Genomic DNA, 17,144 nt, shown 5'->3' on the forward strand with positions numbered 1-17,144 from the left:
AGGAAAAGAAATGACCCGCACTCCCCTCAAGAACGACCTCGACGGCTACGAGGTCTGGTTCGTCACCGGCAGCCAGAACCTCTACGGCGAAAAGACGCTGAAGCAGGTCGCCGAGCAGTCGCAGGCCGTCGTCGAGGGCCTGAACGGCCTGCCGGTGAAGGTCGTCTGGAAGCCCGTGCTGAAGGACTCCGACAGCATCCGTCGCATGGCGCTCGAGATCAACGGTCGCGACGACGTCATCGGCGTCATCGCGTGGATGCACACCTTCAGCCCCGCGAAGATGTGGATCTCGGGTCTCGACGCGCTGCAGAAGCCGCTCCTGCACCTGCACACGCAGGCCAACGTCGAGCTGCCGTGGAACGACATCGACTTCGACTTCATGAACCTCAACCAGGCCGCGCACGGCGACCGCGAGTTCGGGTACATCCAGACGCGCCTCGGCGTCTCGCGCAAGACGGTCGTCGGCCACGTGTCGAACCCGGCCGTGCGCCAGCAGATCGAGGACTGGGAGCGCGCCGCCGCCGGCTGGACCGCCGCGCGCACCCTCAAGCTCGCGCGCTTCGGTGACAACATGCGCTACGTCGCGGTCACCGAGGGCGACAAGACCGAGGCCGAGCTGCGTTTCGGCGTGCAGGTCAACACGTGGGGCGTCAACGAGCTCGTCGAGGCCGTCGAGAAGGCATCGGATGCCGACATCGACGCGCTCGTGCAGGAGTACATCGACAGCTACGACGTCGTCGAGGAGCTGCTCCCCGGCGGTGCGCGTCACCAGTCGCTGCGCGACGGCGCCGCGATCGAGCTGGGCCTGCGCTCGTTCCTCGAGGAGGGCGGCTTCGGCGCCTTCACCACGTCGTTCGAAGACCTCGGTGCGCTGAAGCAGCTGCCCGGTCTCGCGGTGCAGCGCCTCATGGCCGAGGGCTACGGCTTCGGCGCCGAGGGCGACTGGAAGACGGCGATCCTCGTGCGCGTCGCCAACGTCATGGGCGCGGGTCTGCCCGGTGGGGCCTCGCTCATGGAGGACTACACGTACGACCTCGTTCCCGGCTCCGAGCGCATCCTCGGTGCGCACATGCTCGAGGTCTCGCCCTCGCTGACCACGAAGAAGCCGCGCCTCGAGATCCACGAGCTGGGCATCGGCGGCAAGGACGACCCGGTGCGCCTGGTTTTCACGGCCGACGCAGGCCCCGCGCTGGTCGTCGCGATGAGCGACATGCGCGACCGCTTCCGCCTCGTGGCCAACGTCGTCGAGAACGTCGACGCGCCCGACCTGCCGAAGCTGCCCGTGGGACGCGCGGTGTGGAAGCCCGCGCCCGACTTCGCGACCTCGGCCGGCTGCTGGCTTGCCGCGGGAGCTGCGCACCACACCGTCATGACGACGGCCGTGGGCATCGAGGTGTTCCGCGACTTCGCCGAGATCGCCAAGACCGAGCTCGTCGTCATCGACGAGGACACCACGGTCCGCGGCTTCCAGAGCGAACTGCGCTGGAACCAGGCGTACTACCGCCTGGCCCAGGGCCTGTAAGACCCCCGCCGTCCTCGGATCCTCGCTGATCCGGGGGCGGTGCGGCACTCGCGCGCCTCGCTCTCTCGGGGCGCGTGCCGTGCACCGGTTCGTCCGGCGCGCGGATCGTGCCCCGGACTCGTGGTGGCGGTGGGCTGCCGCGGGGTCCGGGGCACGTCTGTTTCGGGGCGATGTTCGGCGGAGACGTGCCCCGATCTGTGCATCGCGTGTCCCAGGAGGTGCGGCCCGGAAGGGCCTCGGATCGCACTTCTTCGGACATGGATGCCGGGAGGATGGACATGCCGAACGGCCGGGGCCCTGTCTCGATCGTTCGTGACCCCCTCCGCGACGTCTGGACCACGGCGCGCGCATCGACTCATCGGAGAACCATGACCCACCACGACGGCGCGGCCGACGCGGGCTCTGCGGAGCCGCTTTTCGTCGTTCAGCGATACCCCTCCCAGCACCTGGTCGCCCGGGGGATTGGCATCCTGTTCATGGGCGGTGCCGTGGTCCTCGCCGCGTCGGAGATCATCGAGCGGGATCCTCTCGCGTACATCGGCATCACGGTGTGGTTGACCACGCTGGGCGGCCTCGGGGCGATCATCTTCTTCTACGCCCTGTCCCTGGGGCGGGCGCGCATCCTCGTGTTCGACGATCACCTCGTCGTCCGCTCGGGACGGCGCCGGGCACGTACCGTGCCGGCGTCCGACATCGTCGAGCTCGCGGCGCTGATGTCCGGACGGATCCGCGGCAGAGACGCACGTGGTCGCACGCTGTTCGAGACGATGAGCGTCTATCAGGGCTTCCCGGAGTTCACCTCCTGGCTGCAGGAGAAGGCACCCCGGGCGTGGGCCGAGATGACGGGGTAGAACGTCTGGCGTGGAGGGTGCTCAGACCGTACCTTTCGGGACACGGACGCCGAGGAGCGCGGGCGGCGCGCCGGTACGAGCTCAGGGACGGTCGACGGGCTTCTGTCGTCCGGCGTCGGGGCCGTGTTCGGCGGTGAATCGCCGGAGACTGCCGACGGCACTGACCAACCGGATCACGCCGTACACCGTCAGGACGAGGAACGTGATCGCCGCTCCCCACCGCCACCACGGGGCGTCCGCCCCCTCGGACATGAGCGTCCACACGCTGCTCAACGCCAGGAACACCGCGCCGATCAGCGTCCAGATCGCCGCTGTCCTGGCCCGGTCGAACCGCATCCGCTGCTGGATGAGCGACCCCGACTCCTCGTCGCTCACAGCCGCTGTCCCAGAGACCACAGTCGGTCCGCGCGCCCGGAGATGGCCTCGGACAGCGCGAAGGCCTGCGAATCGGTGAGGGATGCCACGTAGTCCACGATTCCGCGAGAGCGCGCGAGCGTCTCGGCTTCGGCATCCGAGGGGCGACGTTCGGCGGGGAGGAGGGTGTACTGCTCGCGGGCGAGGGCGATGAGTTCGCGGAGGCGGCGCGGGGTGCGGGCGCGGTCGAGATCGTCGTCGAGCCATTCGCCGAGCGCGCGCACCGAGCGGGCGAGGATGCGGCTCATGCCGCGCTGCTGGATCGCGAGGTCGGGGCGGCTGAGCACGAACCGCTTGTGCACGAATTTCAGCACCTCGACGTGGTGCCACGCCCAGGGCGACAGCACGACCGGTCCCGCCCGCGGGGTGTCGAGCGGGCGCAGCCGCGCCGACTCCTGGAATCGCCGGATCCACCGATCCGTGAAGGCCGCGAGGCGGCGCTCGGCCGTCAGCGACCCGTCGAATGGGCGGGCGAGGAGGTCGGTGACCATTTCGGCATCCACGTCGCTCACCGCGGCGAGGAAGGCCTCGTCGTCGGCGATCCACGGGTCGTCGCGGCGCATCTTGCGGCGCAGGCGCTCGAGGCCCGCTCCCGGCGCGAGCTCGGCGCGCACCTCGGCCTCGTCGCGGTCGCGCCACTCGAGCACGTCGTCGAGCCAGCCGCGGAACTCCGCCGCGATCGGGGCGTGGTCGAGGATCCCCGCGCGGTAGAAGTCGTCGACGTCGTGCACCGAGTACGCGATGTCGTCGGCGAGGTCCATCACGGCGCCCTCGATGCTCTGGCGGAGGGGCTCGGCATCCACTCCCTCGCGGGCCTCGTCGAGGTCGGCGAGGTCGAGGTCGTACGCGGAGTACTTGTGCACCCGGTACGCGCCGTCGGGGGAGCGACGGATGCCGCGGGGCGGGCCGATCCGCTCGACATCGGCCGCGTCGACCGACGGTGCCCACGGGTACTTCGCCGAGGCTGCGCGAACGGCGGCGGTGAGGTTGAGCCCACGCGGGGCGTTCTCGACCACGTCGAGGGAGGTGAGGATGCGGTAGGTCTGCGCGTTGCCCTCGAACCCGTCGGGAAGGCCGAGCTCCTCGCGCGCGAGGCGGTTGAGCGTCGATTCGCCGAGGTGGCCAAACGGCGGGTGGCCGAGGTCGTGCGCGTACGCGGCGGCCTCGACGACGGTGGCGTTGCAGACGTCGCCTTCGCCCGCCTGCCGCGATCGCGTGTTGAGCTGCAGCGCGACGACCCGTGCGATCGCGCTCACCTTCAGCGTGTGCGTGAGGCGATTGTGCACGGGAGCGGCGCCGATGGAAGGCGAGACCACCTGGGTCACGGCCGACAGGCGCGAGAAGTACGGCGAGAACTGGATCCGCTCGAGGTCGATCGACCACGGGTCGGCGCGGGCGTCGTCGTGGTCGGGGTGGATCCGGGATGCCGGGTTGCCGACGACGGCCTCGGGTCGGGCGGGGGTCTCGTCGTGCAACGTCATCCGGTCCTCTCGCGCGTGCGTGGCGTGGGTCCACGCTAACGCGGATGCGCGGGAGGTTGGTGACGGCGGCGATGCCTCTCGCGTGAGTGTCCAAAACACCCGGACGATCTCGAAAATCGTCCGGGTGTTGTGGACACTGAACCGGGGAACCCGGCGGGGCGGCGGGCCCGGCGGGAGCGGCTCAGCCCCGCTGCACCTCCACCTCGACCACGCGGGCGTCGTCGACACCGAGCTCGTACGTCGGGCCGGTGATCCGCAGCGGTACGGCCTCGTCGACCTCGGCGCAGGACGGCCCCAGTCGCAGTTCCATCTCACCCGGCTCGACCACACGGCGGAGCGCCCGGTCACTGTACGCGAGGCGTGACGCAGGCACCGTGAACCGGACCTCGGCGCTCTCGCCGGGCTCGAGTTCGACCCGCGCGTACGCCACGAGCGCGGCGACGGGACGCGTGACGCTCGCGCCCGTGCGGTGCGCGTACACCTGCACGACATCGGCTCCGCGCACGGCGCCGGTGTTGGTCACCCGGGCGGACACGGTGAACGCATCGCCCGCGCGGACCCCGGCGGAGGTTCCGGATGCCACGGCCCCGGCCTCGACGGACCGCACGGCCCCGCGCTCGGCGGCGCCGGAGCCCGCGGCCCCGCGCTCGGCGGCGCCGCCGCGTCCCGGACCCGCGACCCCGTCCACCCGCAGCTCGCCGCGCGCGAACGTCGTGTACGACAGCCCGAACCCGAACGGCCGCACGGGCGTCGGGTCGGTGCTCGTGACCCCCGAAGGCCCGCCGAGAAGCGGATGCAGGTACGAGTACGGCTGAGCGCCGGCCGAGCGGGGGAGCGAGACGGGGAGGCGCCCCGAGGGCGTGGCATCCCCCGCCAGAAGAGAAGCCAGAGCGGGCCCGCCCTCCTCGCCGGGGAAGAACGCCTGCAGGACGGCCGCGGGACCGGTCTCGCCGTCGAGCGCCCAGCCGAGCGCGTACGGGCGTCCGGTCAGCAGCACGAGCACGACCGGGGTGCCGGTGGCGACGATCGCCTCGACGAGCTTCCGCTGTACGCCGGGCAGTTCGAGGGAGTCGGCGTCGTTGCCCTCGCCGACGGTTCCGCGGCCGAAGAGCCCGGCGCGGTCGCCGACGACGACGATCGCGACGTCGGCGTCTCGAGCCACGGAGGTCGCCTCCGCGAAGCCCTCGATGTCGGCGCCCTCCACCGGGCAACCGAAGGCGTACGCGACCTCGCCGAACCGAGAGGCGAGGGCCTCGCGGACGGTGGGGATCTCGAAGCCCATCTCGAAGCCCGGGTGGTGCGCGAGCACGTGGTTCGCGAACGAATAGCACCCCATCAGCGCCTCCGCGCTGTCGGCGTTGGGGCCGATGACCGCTATCCGTCCCGGTGCCGCGAGCGGAAGTACACCGTCGTTGCGCAGCAGCACCGCGCTCTCGAGAGCGAGGCGGTACGCCAGCGCCCGGTGTTCGGCGTCGTCGAGGTCGATCTCGGTCGGGGCGTCGGTGAAGTCGGCATCCAGGAGTCCGAGGTCCTCCTTCTCGGCGAGCACGCGGGCGACGGCGCGGTCGACCACGGCCTCGGGAAGGGCTCCGGATGCCACCCGCTCCGCCAGGTGCGGATACGCGTCGGGGCCGGGGAGCTCGACGTCGATCCCCGCCTCGAGAGCGAGCTGGGCGGCTTCGCCGAGAGAGCTCGCGATGCCGTGCATCGAGCGGAGGAACTCCACGGCGAAGTAGTCGGACACCACCGTGCCGTCGAAGCCCCAGCGCCGACGCAGGAGGTCGGTGAAGATCTCGGGGGAGGACGCGATCGGCACGCCGTCGATCTCGACGTACGCGTTCATCACCGACCGCGCGCCGCCGTCGCGCACGGCCATCTCGAACGGCGGGAGGAACACGTCCTGCAGCTCGCGCGGACCGGCCGAGACGGGGGCGTGGTTGCGACCGGCGCGCGAGCCGGAGTACCCGACGAAGTGCTTGAGCGTCGCGTGCACGCCCGCGCTCTGCAGGCCCCGGACGTACGCCGTGCCGATCGTCCCCACGACGTACGGGTCTTCCGCGATGCACTCGTCCACGCGCCCCCAGCGGGGGTCGCGCACGACATCCAGGACCGGCGAAAGTCCCTGGTGCACGCCGAGATCGCGCATCGACCGGCCGATCGCGGATGCCATGGCCTCCACGGCATCCGGATCGAACGCCGCTCCCCACGCGAGGGGTGTCGGGAAGGTTGCGGCTTTCCACGCCGCGAACCCGGTGAGGCACTCCTCGTGCACGATCGCGGGGATGCCGAGACGGGTCTCGGTCTTCAGCCGACGCTGCTCGCCCCAGAGCCATTCCGCGCGCTCGATCGGGTCGACCGGGCGCGTGCCGTACACGCGCGTGAGGTGGCCGAGGCCGTGGACCGTGGCATCCGCATAGGCGGTGGAGGTGACTTTCTCTCCCGAGAGGGGAGCGACGACCTCGTCGCCCTGGTCGACCCAGTACCCGACGAGTTGCGCGAGCTTCTCGTCGAGGGTCATCTCGGCCACGAGGGCCTGCACGCGGGGGGACACGCCGGGAGTGAGGGCAGCACCGACGTCGGTGTTGTGGATGGTCATGCGGGATCAGCCCTTCACGGCGCCGGTCAGGCCGCCGACGATGCGCCGCTCGAAGACGCTGAAGAACAGCAGAGCGGGGATCATCGACAGCGAGGTGAATGCGAGCACGCGGGCGGTGTCGACGGAGTACTGCGAGGCGAAGGCCTGCGTTCCGAGCGGCAGCGTGTAGGTCGCCTCGTTGTTGAGGATGAACAGCGGCAGCATGTACGAGTTCCAGCTGTTGACGAAGGCCAGGATGCCGACGGTCACGACCGCGGGGACGGCGAGCGGCAGCACCATGCGCCAGAAGAACCCGAGGCGGCCGAGTCCGTCGATCGACGAGGCTTCCTGCAGTTCGTTGGGGATCGCCGCGAGGAACGGCGACAGGATGATGATCGTCAGCGGCAGGGCGAACGCGATCTGCGGAACGATGACGCCCGCGAGCGAGTTCATGAGCCCGAGGTTGCGGACGAGGATGTACAGCGGCGTGATGGCCACGGTCATTGGGAACATCAGGCCCGCGGTGAAGAGCGCGTATACCGCGCCGCGCCCGCGGAAGCGGTAGCGCGAGAGGGCGTAGGCGGCCATGAGGCCCAGGGCCACGACGAAGACTGTCGTCGCTACGGCCGCGATCGCCGAGTTGCCGACCTGGCCCCAGAAGACGCCGCTCGTGAGGACGTCGGCGTAGTTCTCCCAGTTCCAGCGGGTGGGGAAGCCCGAGGGGTCGACGGTGATCTCGGCGTTCGAACGGAAGCCGCCGAGGATGATGTAGACGACCGGCGCGAGCATCATGCCGATGAGCAGCAGGGCGACGAAGCCGACGATCACGGACGAGCCGCGGTTCGTCCCGGCGGGGGTCCGCCGCGGGGCTTTGCCGCCGCGCGGGGTGACGAGGGTGGCGGTGGCGGTCACTTGGTGCCTCCCGTGAGGGCGCCGGCCGTGTCGCGACGGAGCACGAAGCGCTGGTAGATGAGGGCGACGGCGAGCGAGATGAGGAACATCACCACGGCCACCGCGCTGCCGTAGCCGAAGCTGCCGGCGTTGCGGCCGTTGGCGACCATGTAGGTGGCCATGGTGGAGGTGCCCGCGGTCGAGGCGACGTACTGACCCCAGATGATCCAGACGAGGTCGAACAGCTGCAGCGAGCCGATGATCGACAGGAACGCCCAGATGCGGATCGTCGGTCCCATGAGCGGGAGCACGATGTGGCGCTGGATCTGCCAGTACGAGGCGCCGTCGATCGCGGCGGCTTCGCTGAGCTCCTCGGGGATGCCCTGGAGGCCGGCGAGGAAGAGGATCACGGCGAAGCCGATGTACTTCCACGTGATGATGATGAGCAGCGTCCAGATCGCGAGCGCCGGGTCGGAGATCCAGTCGGCGCGGAGGGCCCCCAGCCCGATCTTGTCGAGCAGACCGTTGAGCGCGCCGCCCGACTGCAGCATGAGGCCCCAGCCGAGGCCGACGACGACCTCGGAGATGACGTAGGGCACGAAGATCAGGACGCGGATGAGCGACTGCGCCCGCATCTTGCGGTTCAGCAGCAGCGAGAGGCCGAGGGCGAGCGGCCCCTGCACGACCAGCGAGCCGATCACGATGAACGCGTTGTGACCGAGCGCCTCGTGGAAGGCGGGGTCGGTGAGGATCGTGACGTAGTTGCGCAGCCCGACGAAGTCGACGGGGGTGCCGAAGCCCGACCACTTGTAGAAGCCGTAGTAGGCGGCGAGGACCACCGGGAGGATGACGAACGAGACGAAGACGACCAGGGCGGGGCCGAGGAGGATCGCGAGCTCGCCGCGGATACGCCAGTTCTCGCGACGACGCCGGACGGGCGACCGCCCGGCCGAGGGGGTGCGCGGGGCACCCTCCTCGGCCAGGCGACGACCGGCGACGTCGTCGGACGCGGTGGCGACCGGATGACGCACGGTGGTCATGTCAGCACTCCTCAGCGCGAAGCGGCGGCGTTGACGGCGTCGACGATGCCCTGCGGGGTGCCCTTGCCGGCGAACAGGTCCACGACCGCGACGTTCAGCGCGTTGCCGACGTTCTGCCCGTAGAGGGTGTCGAGCCAGACCGACACGTAGGGAGCGTCGGTGTACGCCTTCAGCGCCGACTGCAGGGCGGGGGTGGTGACGGCATCCGTCGCTTCGGTCGAGGCGGGGATGGTCTGGAACGCCTTGGCGTAGTTCTCCTGGTTCTCCTTGTTGACGAGGAAGTTCAGGAAGTCGGTGCACTGCGCGGGAGCGTCGACCCAGCACGAGTAGCCGTCGACGCCGCCCATGATGGCGCCCTCTTCGCCCTTGCCGCCGGGGACCTCGGGGAAGGGGAACCAGCCGAGGTCGGCCAGCGGCTTCTCGTCGGGGGTGAGCGAGGCGATCACGCCGGGGTTCCAGGCGCCCATGAGCTCCATGGCGGCCTGGTGGTTGGCGAGCAGGCCCGCGGACGAACCGGCGCCCTGCTGGGCGGCGGTGGTGAGGAAGCCGTCGTTGAACGGCTGGGTCTTCAGGAACGACTCGAGGTTCTCGCCGGCCTGGAGCCAGCACGGGTCGTCGAAGCTGCGGCTCTGGGCGGCTTCGTCGAGGACGTCCTTCGAGCACGCGCGGAGCGCGAAGTTGTAGTACCAGTGCGCGGCGGGCCAGGCGTCCTTCGCGCCGACGGCGATCGGGGCGACCCCGGTCGCGCGGATCTTCGCGTCGGCGGCCTCGAGGTCGGAGATGGTGGCGGGAGCCTCGGTGACGCCGGCGGCGGTGAGGAGGTCCTGCGCGGTGAAGATGCCCGAGGGGAGCACGGCGACGGGCATGCCGTAGTTCTTGCCGTCGACCTCGAACGCGTTCAGCGAGGTGCCGAGGGCGGTCTTGGCATCCGCGGAGATCTTGTCGGTGAGGTCCATGACCTGGCCGGCCGCGACGATGTCGGCGAGCTTTCCGCCACCGCGCGCCATGAAGAGGTCGGGGGCGTCGCCGGAGTTGAGGGCGGTCTGGAGCTTGCCGTCCATCTCCTCGTTCTGCACGGCCTGGATCTCGATGGTGACGCCGGGGTTGGCCGCCTCGAAGGCCGCGGCGGTGTCTTCCCAGTACTTCTTGCCGTCCCCGGTGGTGGAGTTGTGCCACAGCGTCAGCGTGACCGAGCCGTCGGCGTTCTGGCCCCCGCCGCCGCCGGCGCAGCCGCCGAGCGCGAGGGTGCCGGCGACGGCGAGGGCCGCTCCGGCGAGGATTTTGCGCGTGTTCATGTGATTCCCGTTTCTCTTCGTCGAGGTGCGTCCCTCAGGGATGCGCGGTGGTCATCGGCAGCGATGCCGTTTTCCGGGGAGTGTGCTGCGCCCCGGGTCTGAGCAGTGTCACCCGGGGCACAGGGCTCGTCAAACGTTTTCGAAAATGATTTCCACGCTATCGTCGGATGCCATGACCCGACGCGCCACCATCCACGACGTCGCCGCGGCGGCCGGAGTCTCGGTGGCCACGGTGTCGAAAGCCGTCAACGGCCGGTACGGGGTTTCCCCGGAAACGGTGAGCCGGGTCCTGGATGCCGTGAAGACCCTCGGCTACGAGTCGAGCCTCGTCGCGAGCAGCATGCGCTCGCGTAAGACGGGCGTGGTCGGCGTCCTCGTCGCCGCGATCGAGCCGTTCTCGGCCGAGATCCTCAAGGGCGTCGGGGGAGCGCTGTCGGGTACCGGGTACGACCTCCTCGCCTATAGCGGCTCGCGCCGCGAGGGCGAGGGCTGGGAGCGGCGATCCCTCAGTCGCTTGAGCGGCACGCTCATCGACGCGGCGATCATCGTGACCCCGACCGTCGTGAACGTCACGAGCGACGTGCCGATCGTCGCGATCGACCCGCACACGGGCCGCGCCGACCTCCCCACGGTCGAGTCCGACAGTTTCACCGGGGCGCAGCAGGCCGTGCACTACCTCGTCCAGCTCGGGCACCGCCGCATCGGTTTCATCGCCGGGCGTCCGGATCTGCGGTCGGCGGTGGCCCGCGCGTCGGGGTATCGGGCCGGGCTCTCGGCCGCCGGCATCCCGTTCGATCCCGCCCTCGTCGGCGTCGGGCGGTACGAGCAGGACGTCGCGCGCGAAGCCGCCGAGGCCATGCTGTCGCTCGACGATCCCCCGACCGCGGTGTTCGCGGCGAACGACCTCTCGGCCCTGTCGATCATCGACGTCGCGGCCGAGCGCGGCCTGCGCGTGCCCGACGATCTGTCGGTCGTGGGGTTCGACGACGTGCCCGAGGCCGCGCGCGCCCAGCCCGCGCTGACGACCGTGCGCCAGCCGATGAAGCGCCTCGGCGCCGAGGCCGTGCGGATGGTCCTCGCCCTGCTCGCGGGGGAGGACCTCCCCGAGACGCACCTGCTGCTGCCGACGCGGCTCGTCGCCCGCGGCACCACGGCGCCGCCGCGGGTGCGCTGAGCCGGGCGGAACCGACGGGCCGCGGCATCCGTCACCCGTGGGATGGCGCGGGGGGACTGTGCCGAACTCCGAAGTTTCCGACCCGACGATGCGGTTCGGCGGCGGTCGCCGTGCGATGCAGGGCGGTTTCTCCGGAGTTCGGCACGGCCGAGCGGGTGGCCGGGGCCGCGGCAGTGCGGAGCCCCGACCGGGGGAGCGGTCTGAGAGCGGGCGGAACTCCTGAGTTTTCGGGGCGACGGGACCGTTCTGCGGCGGGGGAGAGGCGTGACGCGCTGTTTCTCAGGAGTTTCGCGCGGCCCGCCGCCCGCAGCCGCACCTGTGGGCAACGGCCGGGGTTGGACAGCGCCGGCCCGGACACGCCCGGGGCGGCAGTGAACAGCGCCGCGGTCAGCGCGCGGCGAGGCGGTACAGAACCTCGGGGCGGCCGCGGGCGCCGAAGCGGTGCGAGATGTCGACCTCGCCCCGGGCGACGAGAACGTCGAGGTAGCGCCGCACCGTCGCGCGCGAGGCGCCCGAGGCGGCGGCGATGTCCTTCGCGCTCGCCGGGGTGACGGGGTGCAACGCGCCCCGGATGATGTGCATGGTCGACTCCGCGAGCCCCTTGGGGAGGAGGGTTTCGGATGCCACGACCGTGCGCACCGGCGAGGTGACCGGCGAGACCAGCCGGTCGATGTCGCCCTGGCCCATGCTCACCGGGACCTCGGCGGGTCGGTCGGCGCGGCCTCGGCGGTACTCCTCGAGGCGGCGGACGAAGGCCTCGCGGGTGAAGGGTTTCGCGAGGTACCCGACGACGTGCGCCGCCGCGGCCTGGCGGATCGTCAGGGTGTCGCGCGCCGAGCTGATGACGACGACGTCGACGTCCCACTCCCGCACGAGCCGCAGCCGGTGGAGCACCTCGACGCCGCTGAAATCGGGGAGGTTCATGTCGAGCAGCACGAGGTCGACGTCGGTCCCCGCCGCGAGCGCCGCCCCCGCGGCCCCGGTCCGCGCGGTTCCCACGAGGCGGAACCCGGGCAGCGCCTCGAGATACGCGGTGTGCAACCGCACGACCGCGGGGTCGTCGTCGACGATGACGGTGCGGATCTCGGCATCCGGTGTCATCCGTGCCCCCTCGACGCTGATCCGTACGCGCGCTGCGCCCGCCGCGCGCCCCGCTCGCCCCGTTGAGTGTCCAAAACACCCGGACGCCTTGAAAAATCCTCCGGGTGTTTTGGACACTCGACCGTCGGGAGCGCCCCCTGCGCCCCGCCGCCGCGCGCTCCCGCGGCCCCGACCCGCGCGCCCGCGGCCCCGGCCCGCGCGCCCCGGCCCGCGCGCGCCCCCGCGGCGCGGACGCTCACGCCCGCACCCCCGCGTGCGGCAGCTCCACGGTGAACCGCGCCCCGCCCGCGGCCGACCGCCCGACCGTGACCGAGCCCCCGCGCGCCCCGGCGATGCGGCGCACGAGGTCGAGTCCCACGCCCCGGCCCGCCGCGGCCTTCGAGCTGACTCCGCGGTCGAAGATGCGCGCCGCGTCCGCGGGGGCGACGCCGGGCCCGTCGTCGGCGACGTCGATCGTCACCCGTTCGTCGCCCGCGAGCACGAGAACGTCGATGCGTCCGCTCGGCCCGGACGCCTCGGCGGCGTTGCGGACGAGGTTTCCCAGCACCGTCAGCACGTCGTCGTCGACGGTCCCGCGCGGCACGAGGCTGGCGGGGTCCACGCGCAGCCCCGGAAGTTCCGCGGCCAGCCCGTCCAGCAGCGCGCGCAGCGCCGGATCGTCGATCGGAAGACCGGATGCCACGGGCGCGAGCCCCCCGATGTAGGTCAGCGCCTCGCCGGTCTCGCCCTCGGCGACCAGTCCGCGGATCACGTGCAGGCGCGTGTGGAACTCGTGCGTCTGGTCGCGGAGCGCCCCGGAGATGCGCCGCTGGGTGTCGAGCTCGCGCGCGTCCGCCTCGAGGCGCCGGACGCGTCGGCGGAGGGCCGCGGTCAGCAGGCCGCTCAGGACGACCCCGAGCACGATCGAGCCGGCCACCCAGGGCAGCAGCCCTCCGACGGCCTCCTCGTAGCTGCCCGAGATCTCGGACTCGAGGACGCCCACCGAGGCGGTGCCGACGACCTCCCCGCCCAGGGAACGCACCGGCACCTTCGCCCGCAGGCTCGGTCCGATCGTGCCCGTCTCCGTGCCGAGGAAGGTTTCTCCGGCCAGCACCGCGGTGGCATCCGTCGACACCGTCCGTCCGCGCTCGGCCGGATTCGGATGGGTGAGCCGGATGCCGCGGGCATCGGTGACCACGACGTAGTCGACCCCGGATGCCGCGGCGACGACGTCGGCGAGCGGTTGCAGTTCCGCGGTGGCGGCCGCGGTGTCGAGCAGCACCGCGCGCTGCACCTGGTCGAGCTCGACGAGGCTCGTGGCGACGTCGAGCACGCGCTCCTCAGTCGCGGCACGGATACTGCGTTCCTGCACCGAGATGGCGACGAGTGTCGTCGCGAGCACGCACACGAGGACGACGGTGCACTGCAACGCGAGCAGCACGGCGAGGCGCACGCGCACGGGAGCGCGGTCGGGCCGGGTGGTCGACATGGGCACCTCCTCGTGCGCGCGCTTCGTGAGCGGATCGTCGTGAGCATCAAAGAGCGCAAAGGCTCCCGAGCGCGCCACCGGGGGAGAGGCGCTGACAACCTAGCTTCTCATCCGGCAACGACGATGTCCCGGGAGGGCGACGAGCATGCAGCCATCAGCAAGACGGCGGATCACCGGCACGATCGTGGGAGTGGTCGCCGCGGGCCTGTTCGTGACCGCGGGTCTCAGCGCCGCCGCGACCGGGGGCGTCGCCAACCCGCGCACGAAGCTGACGATCGTCGCTCCCGCCGCTCCGGGCGGTGGCTGGGACACCTTCGGCCGCGAGGCCCAGCAGGTCATGCGGGAGGAGGGCATCGCCGGGGCTGTGCAGGTGATGAACATCCCCGGCGCCGCCGGCACGATCGGCCTCGGCGCGGTCGCCGAGATGGGCGACCGGCACGACATCATGCTCGTCACGGGCGGGGTCATGGTGGGCGGCGTGATCGTGAACCGCTCGCCCGTGAGCCTCGAGGACGTGCGACCCATCGTGCGCCTCGCCGACGACTTCAACGTGCTGGTCGTGCCGGGCGACTCGCCGTTCCAGACGCTCGACGACTTCATGCAGGCGTTCCTCGCCGACCCCGAGGGCACCGCGATCGCGGGCGGATCGCTCGGCGGCATCGACCACCTGCTCGCCGGCATGCTCGCGCAGCAGGGCGGCATCGACCCGCAGCGCGTCAACTACCTCGCCTACCCGGGTGGCGGCGAGGTCGTCACCTCGCTCCTGTCCCACACCACGCAGGCCGGGCTCTCCGGCTACAACGACTTCCGCGACCAGATCGAGTCGGGCAACCTCCGCGCCCTGGCGCTCTCGGCCGAGGAGCCCCTCGACGACGTCGACGTGCCGACCTTCCGCGAGCAGGGCGTCGATGTCGCGATGTCGAACTGGCGCGGGCTCGTGGCGCCCCCGGGCATCGACGACGAGGTGCACGCGGAGCTCGTGGCCATGGCATCCGAAATGCGGGAGACCGAGGCCTGGCAGGAGGTGCTCGCCCGCAACAGCTGGGAGGACAGCTTCCTCGCCGGCGACGAGTTCGCCGCCTACCTGTCGGAAGAGACCGAACGCACCACCGCGATCATGAAGGAGCTGGGTCTGTGACCGAACCGTCCACCCTCACCACGGGGTCGCTGCGCGTGCAGCGCACGCCCCGCTGGTACACCGGCCGCAGCGAGCTGGTGGTCGTCGCGGGGGTCTTCGTCCTCGCCGCGTTCCTGACGTACGGCACCGCGACCATGCAGGTGCCTGCCGACGTCGCCTTCCCCGGGCCCCAGTTCTTCCCGATGCTGGTCAGTGGCTTCCTCTGGCTCGCCGGGATCGGGCTGCTGATCGAGGTGCTGCGCACGAGCCGCCGCTCCCATGTCGCCGACGACCCCGTCGAGATCTCGAACGAGATGCTCGAGGACCTCGGCGCGATCGACGAGACGGGGGAGATCCGCATCGTCTCGCCCGCAGACGTCGCGTCGACATCGAAGCCGGCCGCCGTCGATTGGCGCACGCTCGGCATCACCGTGGCTGCGCTCGCCGGGTTCATCGTCGTGCTGCCCGTCCTCGGGTGGATCCTCTCGGCCGCCGCCCTCTTCTGGGTCATCTCGTGGGCGTTCGGCAGCCGCCGGCCGCTGCTCGATATCGGGGTCTCGGTGATCGTGTCCTCCCTCGTGCAGCTCGCCTTCGGCGCGGGGCTCGGCCTCTCGCTTCCTGCCGGCATCCTGGAAGGACTCTCGCCGTGGATCAGCTGATCAACCTCGCCGACGGATTCGCGGTCGCTTTCACGCCGCAGAACCTCCTGTTCCTCGTCATCGGAGCGATCCTCGGCACCGCCGTGGGTGTGCTCCCCGGCCTCGGCTCGGCGATGGCGGTCGCGCTGCTGCTGCCCGTGACCTTCAGCCTCGACCCCACGGGCGCGTTCATCATGTTCGCCTCGATCTACTTCGGGGGCCTGTTCGGGGACTCGACCGCCGGCATCCTGCTCAATACCCCCGGGAACTCGTCGGCGATCGCCACGACGTTCGAGGGCCATCGCATGGCCAAGGACGGCAGAGCCGCGAAGGCACTCGGCACCTCCGCGATCGGCGCGTTCATCGGCGGCACGATCGCGTGTGTGCTGGTGGTCTTCTTCGCCCCGTACATCGTCGAGCTCGCCAAGGTCTTCGGGCCCGCGGAGTACTTCGCGCTCGCCGTGTTCGCCTTCGTCGCCATCTCGGCCGTCGTCGCGGACTCGATCGTCCGCGGCCTCGTCGCCCTCGGTCTCGGGTTCGCCCTCGCCCTCGTCGGGATCGACGGGATGACGGGAGCCGAACGCTTCACCGGCGGCAGCCCCGTGTTCTTCGACGGGATCTCGATCATCGTGATCACCGTCGGTTTGCTCGCGATCGGCGAGGTCCTGCACGTCGCGGGTCACATCCGCCGCGCGGGCGGCCCGGGAAAGCTCGTCGCCCCGAGCGGCTCGCCGCTGCTGTCGAAGCGCGAGTGGCGGCAGGCTCTGCCCGCGTTCCTGCGCGGCACGGCGTTCGGTGTGCCGTTCGGCGCCATCCCGGTCGGCGGCTCCGAGGTGCCGACGTTCCTCGCGTACGGCACGGAGAAGCGCCTCGCCCGCCGCCGCGGCGACACCGACTTCGGCTCGCGCGGGGCGATCCAGGGCGTCGCCGCCCCCGAGGCCGCGGGCAACGCGACCGCCGGTTCGGCGATGGGCGCCCTGCTGGGCCTGGGCCTTCCGACCTCGGCGACGGCCGCGATGATGATCGCTGCCTTCCAGCAGTACGGGATGCAACCGGGCCCCCTGCTCTTCGAACGCTCCGGCGACCTCGTCTGGCCGCTGTTGGCCAGCCTCTTCCTGGGCCTGATCATCCTGCTGATCATCAACCTGCCCTTCGCGGCGGTGTGGGCGAAGCTCCTGCTGATCCCGCGCCACTACCTGTACGCGGGCATCACGGTCGTCGCGATGCTCGGCGTCTACGCGATCGCTTCGCGCGTGGTCGACCTGTGGCTCGCTCTTGCGATCGGCGTGATCGGCTTCGTCATGCGGCGCTTCTCGATCCCCCTCGCGCCGGTGCTGATCGCCGCGATCCTCGGACCGATGGCCGAGACGCAGATGCGTCGCGCGCTCGCCGTGTCGGAGGGCGACCCGACGATCTTCGTCTCGTCGCCGTTGACGGTCGTGCTGTACGCGCTGCTCGCGATCATCGTCACGGTGAGCGTCCTGCAGCACGCGCGTCACGCCCGCCGCGAGCGTCTCGAGGCCGCCGCCCGCCGCGACGCCCCGGTCCCCGCCGTGCGCCGCTGACCCCGGGCTCGG

At 71.2% G+C, this 17,144-nt stretch carries 14 protein-coding genes; 6 read left to right on the top strand and 8 right to left on the bottom strand.

What is annotated here, in order from left to right; all coding sequences use genetic code 11:
* Positions 1 to 10 precede the first annotated feature (10 nt).
* Positions 11 to 1,522 carry an L-arabinose isomerase gene (gene araA / locus MTES_RS10875; protein WP_013585306.1) on the top strand — a complete coding sequence of 504 codons (1,512 nt, stop codon included), beginning with the start codon at positions 11 to 13 and terminating at the stop codon, positions 1,520 to 1,522.
* A gap of 368 nt (positions 1,523 to 1,890) precedes the next feature.
* Positions 1,891 to 2,373 carry a hypothetical protein gene (locus tag MTES_RS10880; protein WP_148272858.1) on the top strand — a complete coding sequence of 161 codons (483 nt, stop codon included), beginning with the start codon at positions 1,891 to 1,893 and terminating at the stop codon, positions 2,371 to 2,373.
* Positions 2,374 to 2,454: 81 nt separating this feature from the next.
* Here MTES_RS10880 and MTES_RS10885 read toward each other — a convergent pair whose 3' ends face one another.
* From MTES_RS10885 to MTES_RS10910, 6 genes are all read right to left on the bottom strand, one after another.
* Complete coding sequence (locus MTES_RS10885; RefSeq protein ID WP_013585308.1) at positions 2,455 to 2,748, bottom strand: hypothetical protein; 294 nt, start codon at positions 2,746 to 2,748, stop codon at positions 2,455 to 2,457.
* Positions 2,745 to 4,268: a deoxyguanosinetriphosphate triphosphohydrolase family protein gene (gene dgt / locus MTES_RS10890; RefSeq protein ID WP_013585309.1), complete on the bottom strand. Its 1,524-nt coding sequence runs from the start codon at positions 4,266 to 4,268 to the stop codon at positions 2,745 to 2,747. Before dgt ends, MTES_RS10885 begins: the two co-directional genes overlap by 4 nt.
* A 181-nt stretch (positions 4,269 to 4,449) precedes the next feature.
* A complete protein-coding gene (locus MTES_RS10895; RefSeq protein ID WP_013585310.1) occupies positions 4,450 to 6,864 on the bottom strand; it encodes a glycoside hydrolase family 3 N-terminal domain-containing protein in 2,415 nt (804 codons plus the stop codon).
* A 6-nt stretch (positions 6,865 to 6,870) separates the two neighbouring features.
* Positions 6,871 to 7,755, bottom strand: coding sequence for a carbohydrate ABC transporter permease (locus MTES_RS10900; RefSeq protein ID WP_013585311.1), 885 nt, complete (start codon positions 7,753 to 7,755; stop codon positions 6,871 to 6,873).
* Positions 7,752 to 8,774, bottom strand: a complete 1,023-nt coding sequence (locus MTES_RS10905; protein ID WP_013585312.1) for a carbohydrate ABC transporter permease — start codon at positions 8,772 to 8,774, stop codon at positions 7,752 to 7,754. The genes MTES_RS10900 and MTES_RS10905 overlap by 4 nt, the downstream gene beginning before the upstream one ends.
* 11 nt (positions 8,775 to 8,785) lie before the next feature.
* Positions 8,786 to 10,069, bottom strand: a complete 1,284-nt coding sequence (locus tag MTES_RS10910) for an extracellular solute-binding protein (RefSeq protein WP_013585313.1) — start codon at positions 10,067 to 10,069, stop codon at positions 8,786 to 8,788.
* Positions 10,070 to 10,241: 172 nt separating this feature from the next.
* Here MTES_RS10910 and MTES_RS10915 point away from each other — a divergent pair, with 172 nt between their 5' ends.
* Positions 10,242 to 11,243, top strand: coding sequence for a LacI family DNA-binding transcriptional regulator (locus tag MTES_RS10915; RefSeq protein WP_043361328.1), 1,002 nt, complete (start codon positions 10,242 to 10,244; stop codon positions 11,241 to 11,243).
* 387 nt (positions 11,244 to 11,630) lie between these two features.
* Here the strand turns inward: MTES_RS10915 and MTES_RS10920 are convergent, their stop codons facing one another.
* Both MTES_RS10920 and MTES_RS10925 read right to left on the bottom strand, forming a co-directional pair.
* Positions 11,631 to 12,344, bottom strand: a complete 714-nt coding sequence (locus MTES_RS10920; RefSeq protein WP_013585315.1) for a response regulator — start codon at positions 12,342 to 12,344, stop codon at positions 11,631 to 11,633.
* A gap of 235 nt (positions 12,345 to 12,579) precedes the next feature.
* A complete protein-coding gene (locus tag MTES_RS10925; protein ID WP_013585316.1) occupies positions 12,580 to 13,812 on the bottom strand; it encodes an ATP-binding protein in 1,233 nt (410 codons plus the stop codon).
* A gap of 145 nt (positions 13,813 to 13,957) precedes the next feature.
* Here MTES_RS10925 and MTES_RS10930 point away from each other — a divergent pair, with 145 nt between their 5' ends.
* From MTES_RS10930 to MTES_RS10940, 3 genes are read left to right on the top strand one after another with little or no spacing between them, the layout of a single operon-like run.
* Positions 13,958 to 14,950: a Bug family tripartite tricarboxylate transporter substrate binding protein gene (locus MTES_RS10930; RefSeq protein ID WP_013585317.1), complete on the top strand. Its 993-nt coding sequence runs from the start codon at positions 13,958 to 13,960 to the stop codon at positions 14,948 to 14,950.
* Positions 14,947 to 15,588, top strand: coding sequence for a tripartite tricarboxylate transporter TctB family protein (locus tag MTES_RS10935; RefSeq protein ID WP_013585318.1), 642 nt, complete (start codon positions 14,947 to 14,949; stop codon positions 15,586 to 15,588). The genes MTES_RS10930 and MTES_RS10935 overlap by 4 nt, the downstream gene beginning before the upstream one ends.
* Positions 15,576 to 17,132 (top strand): tripartite tricarboxylate transporter permease, encoded by a 1,557-nt coding sequence (locus MTES_RS10940; protein ID WP_013585319.1) that lies wholly within the window; start codon positions 15,576 to 15,578, stop codon positions 17,130 to 17,132. The genes MTES_RS10935 and MTES_RS10940 overlap by 13 nt, the downstream gene beginning before the upstream one ends.
* Positions 17,133 to 17,144: the final 12 nt, after the last annotated feature.

Source organism: Microbacterium testaceum StLB037, from assembly GCF_000202635.1.
Taxonomy (GTDB): Bacteria; Actinomycetota; Actinomycetes; order Actinomycetales; family Microbacteriaceae; genus Microbacterium; species Microbacterium testaceum_F.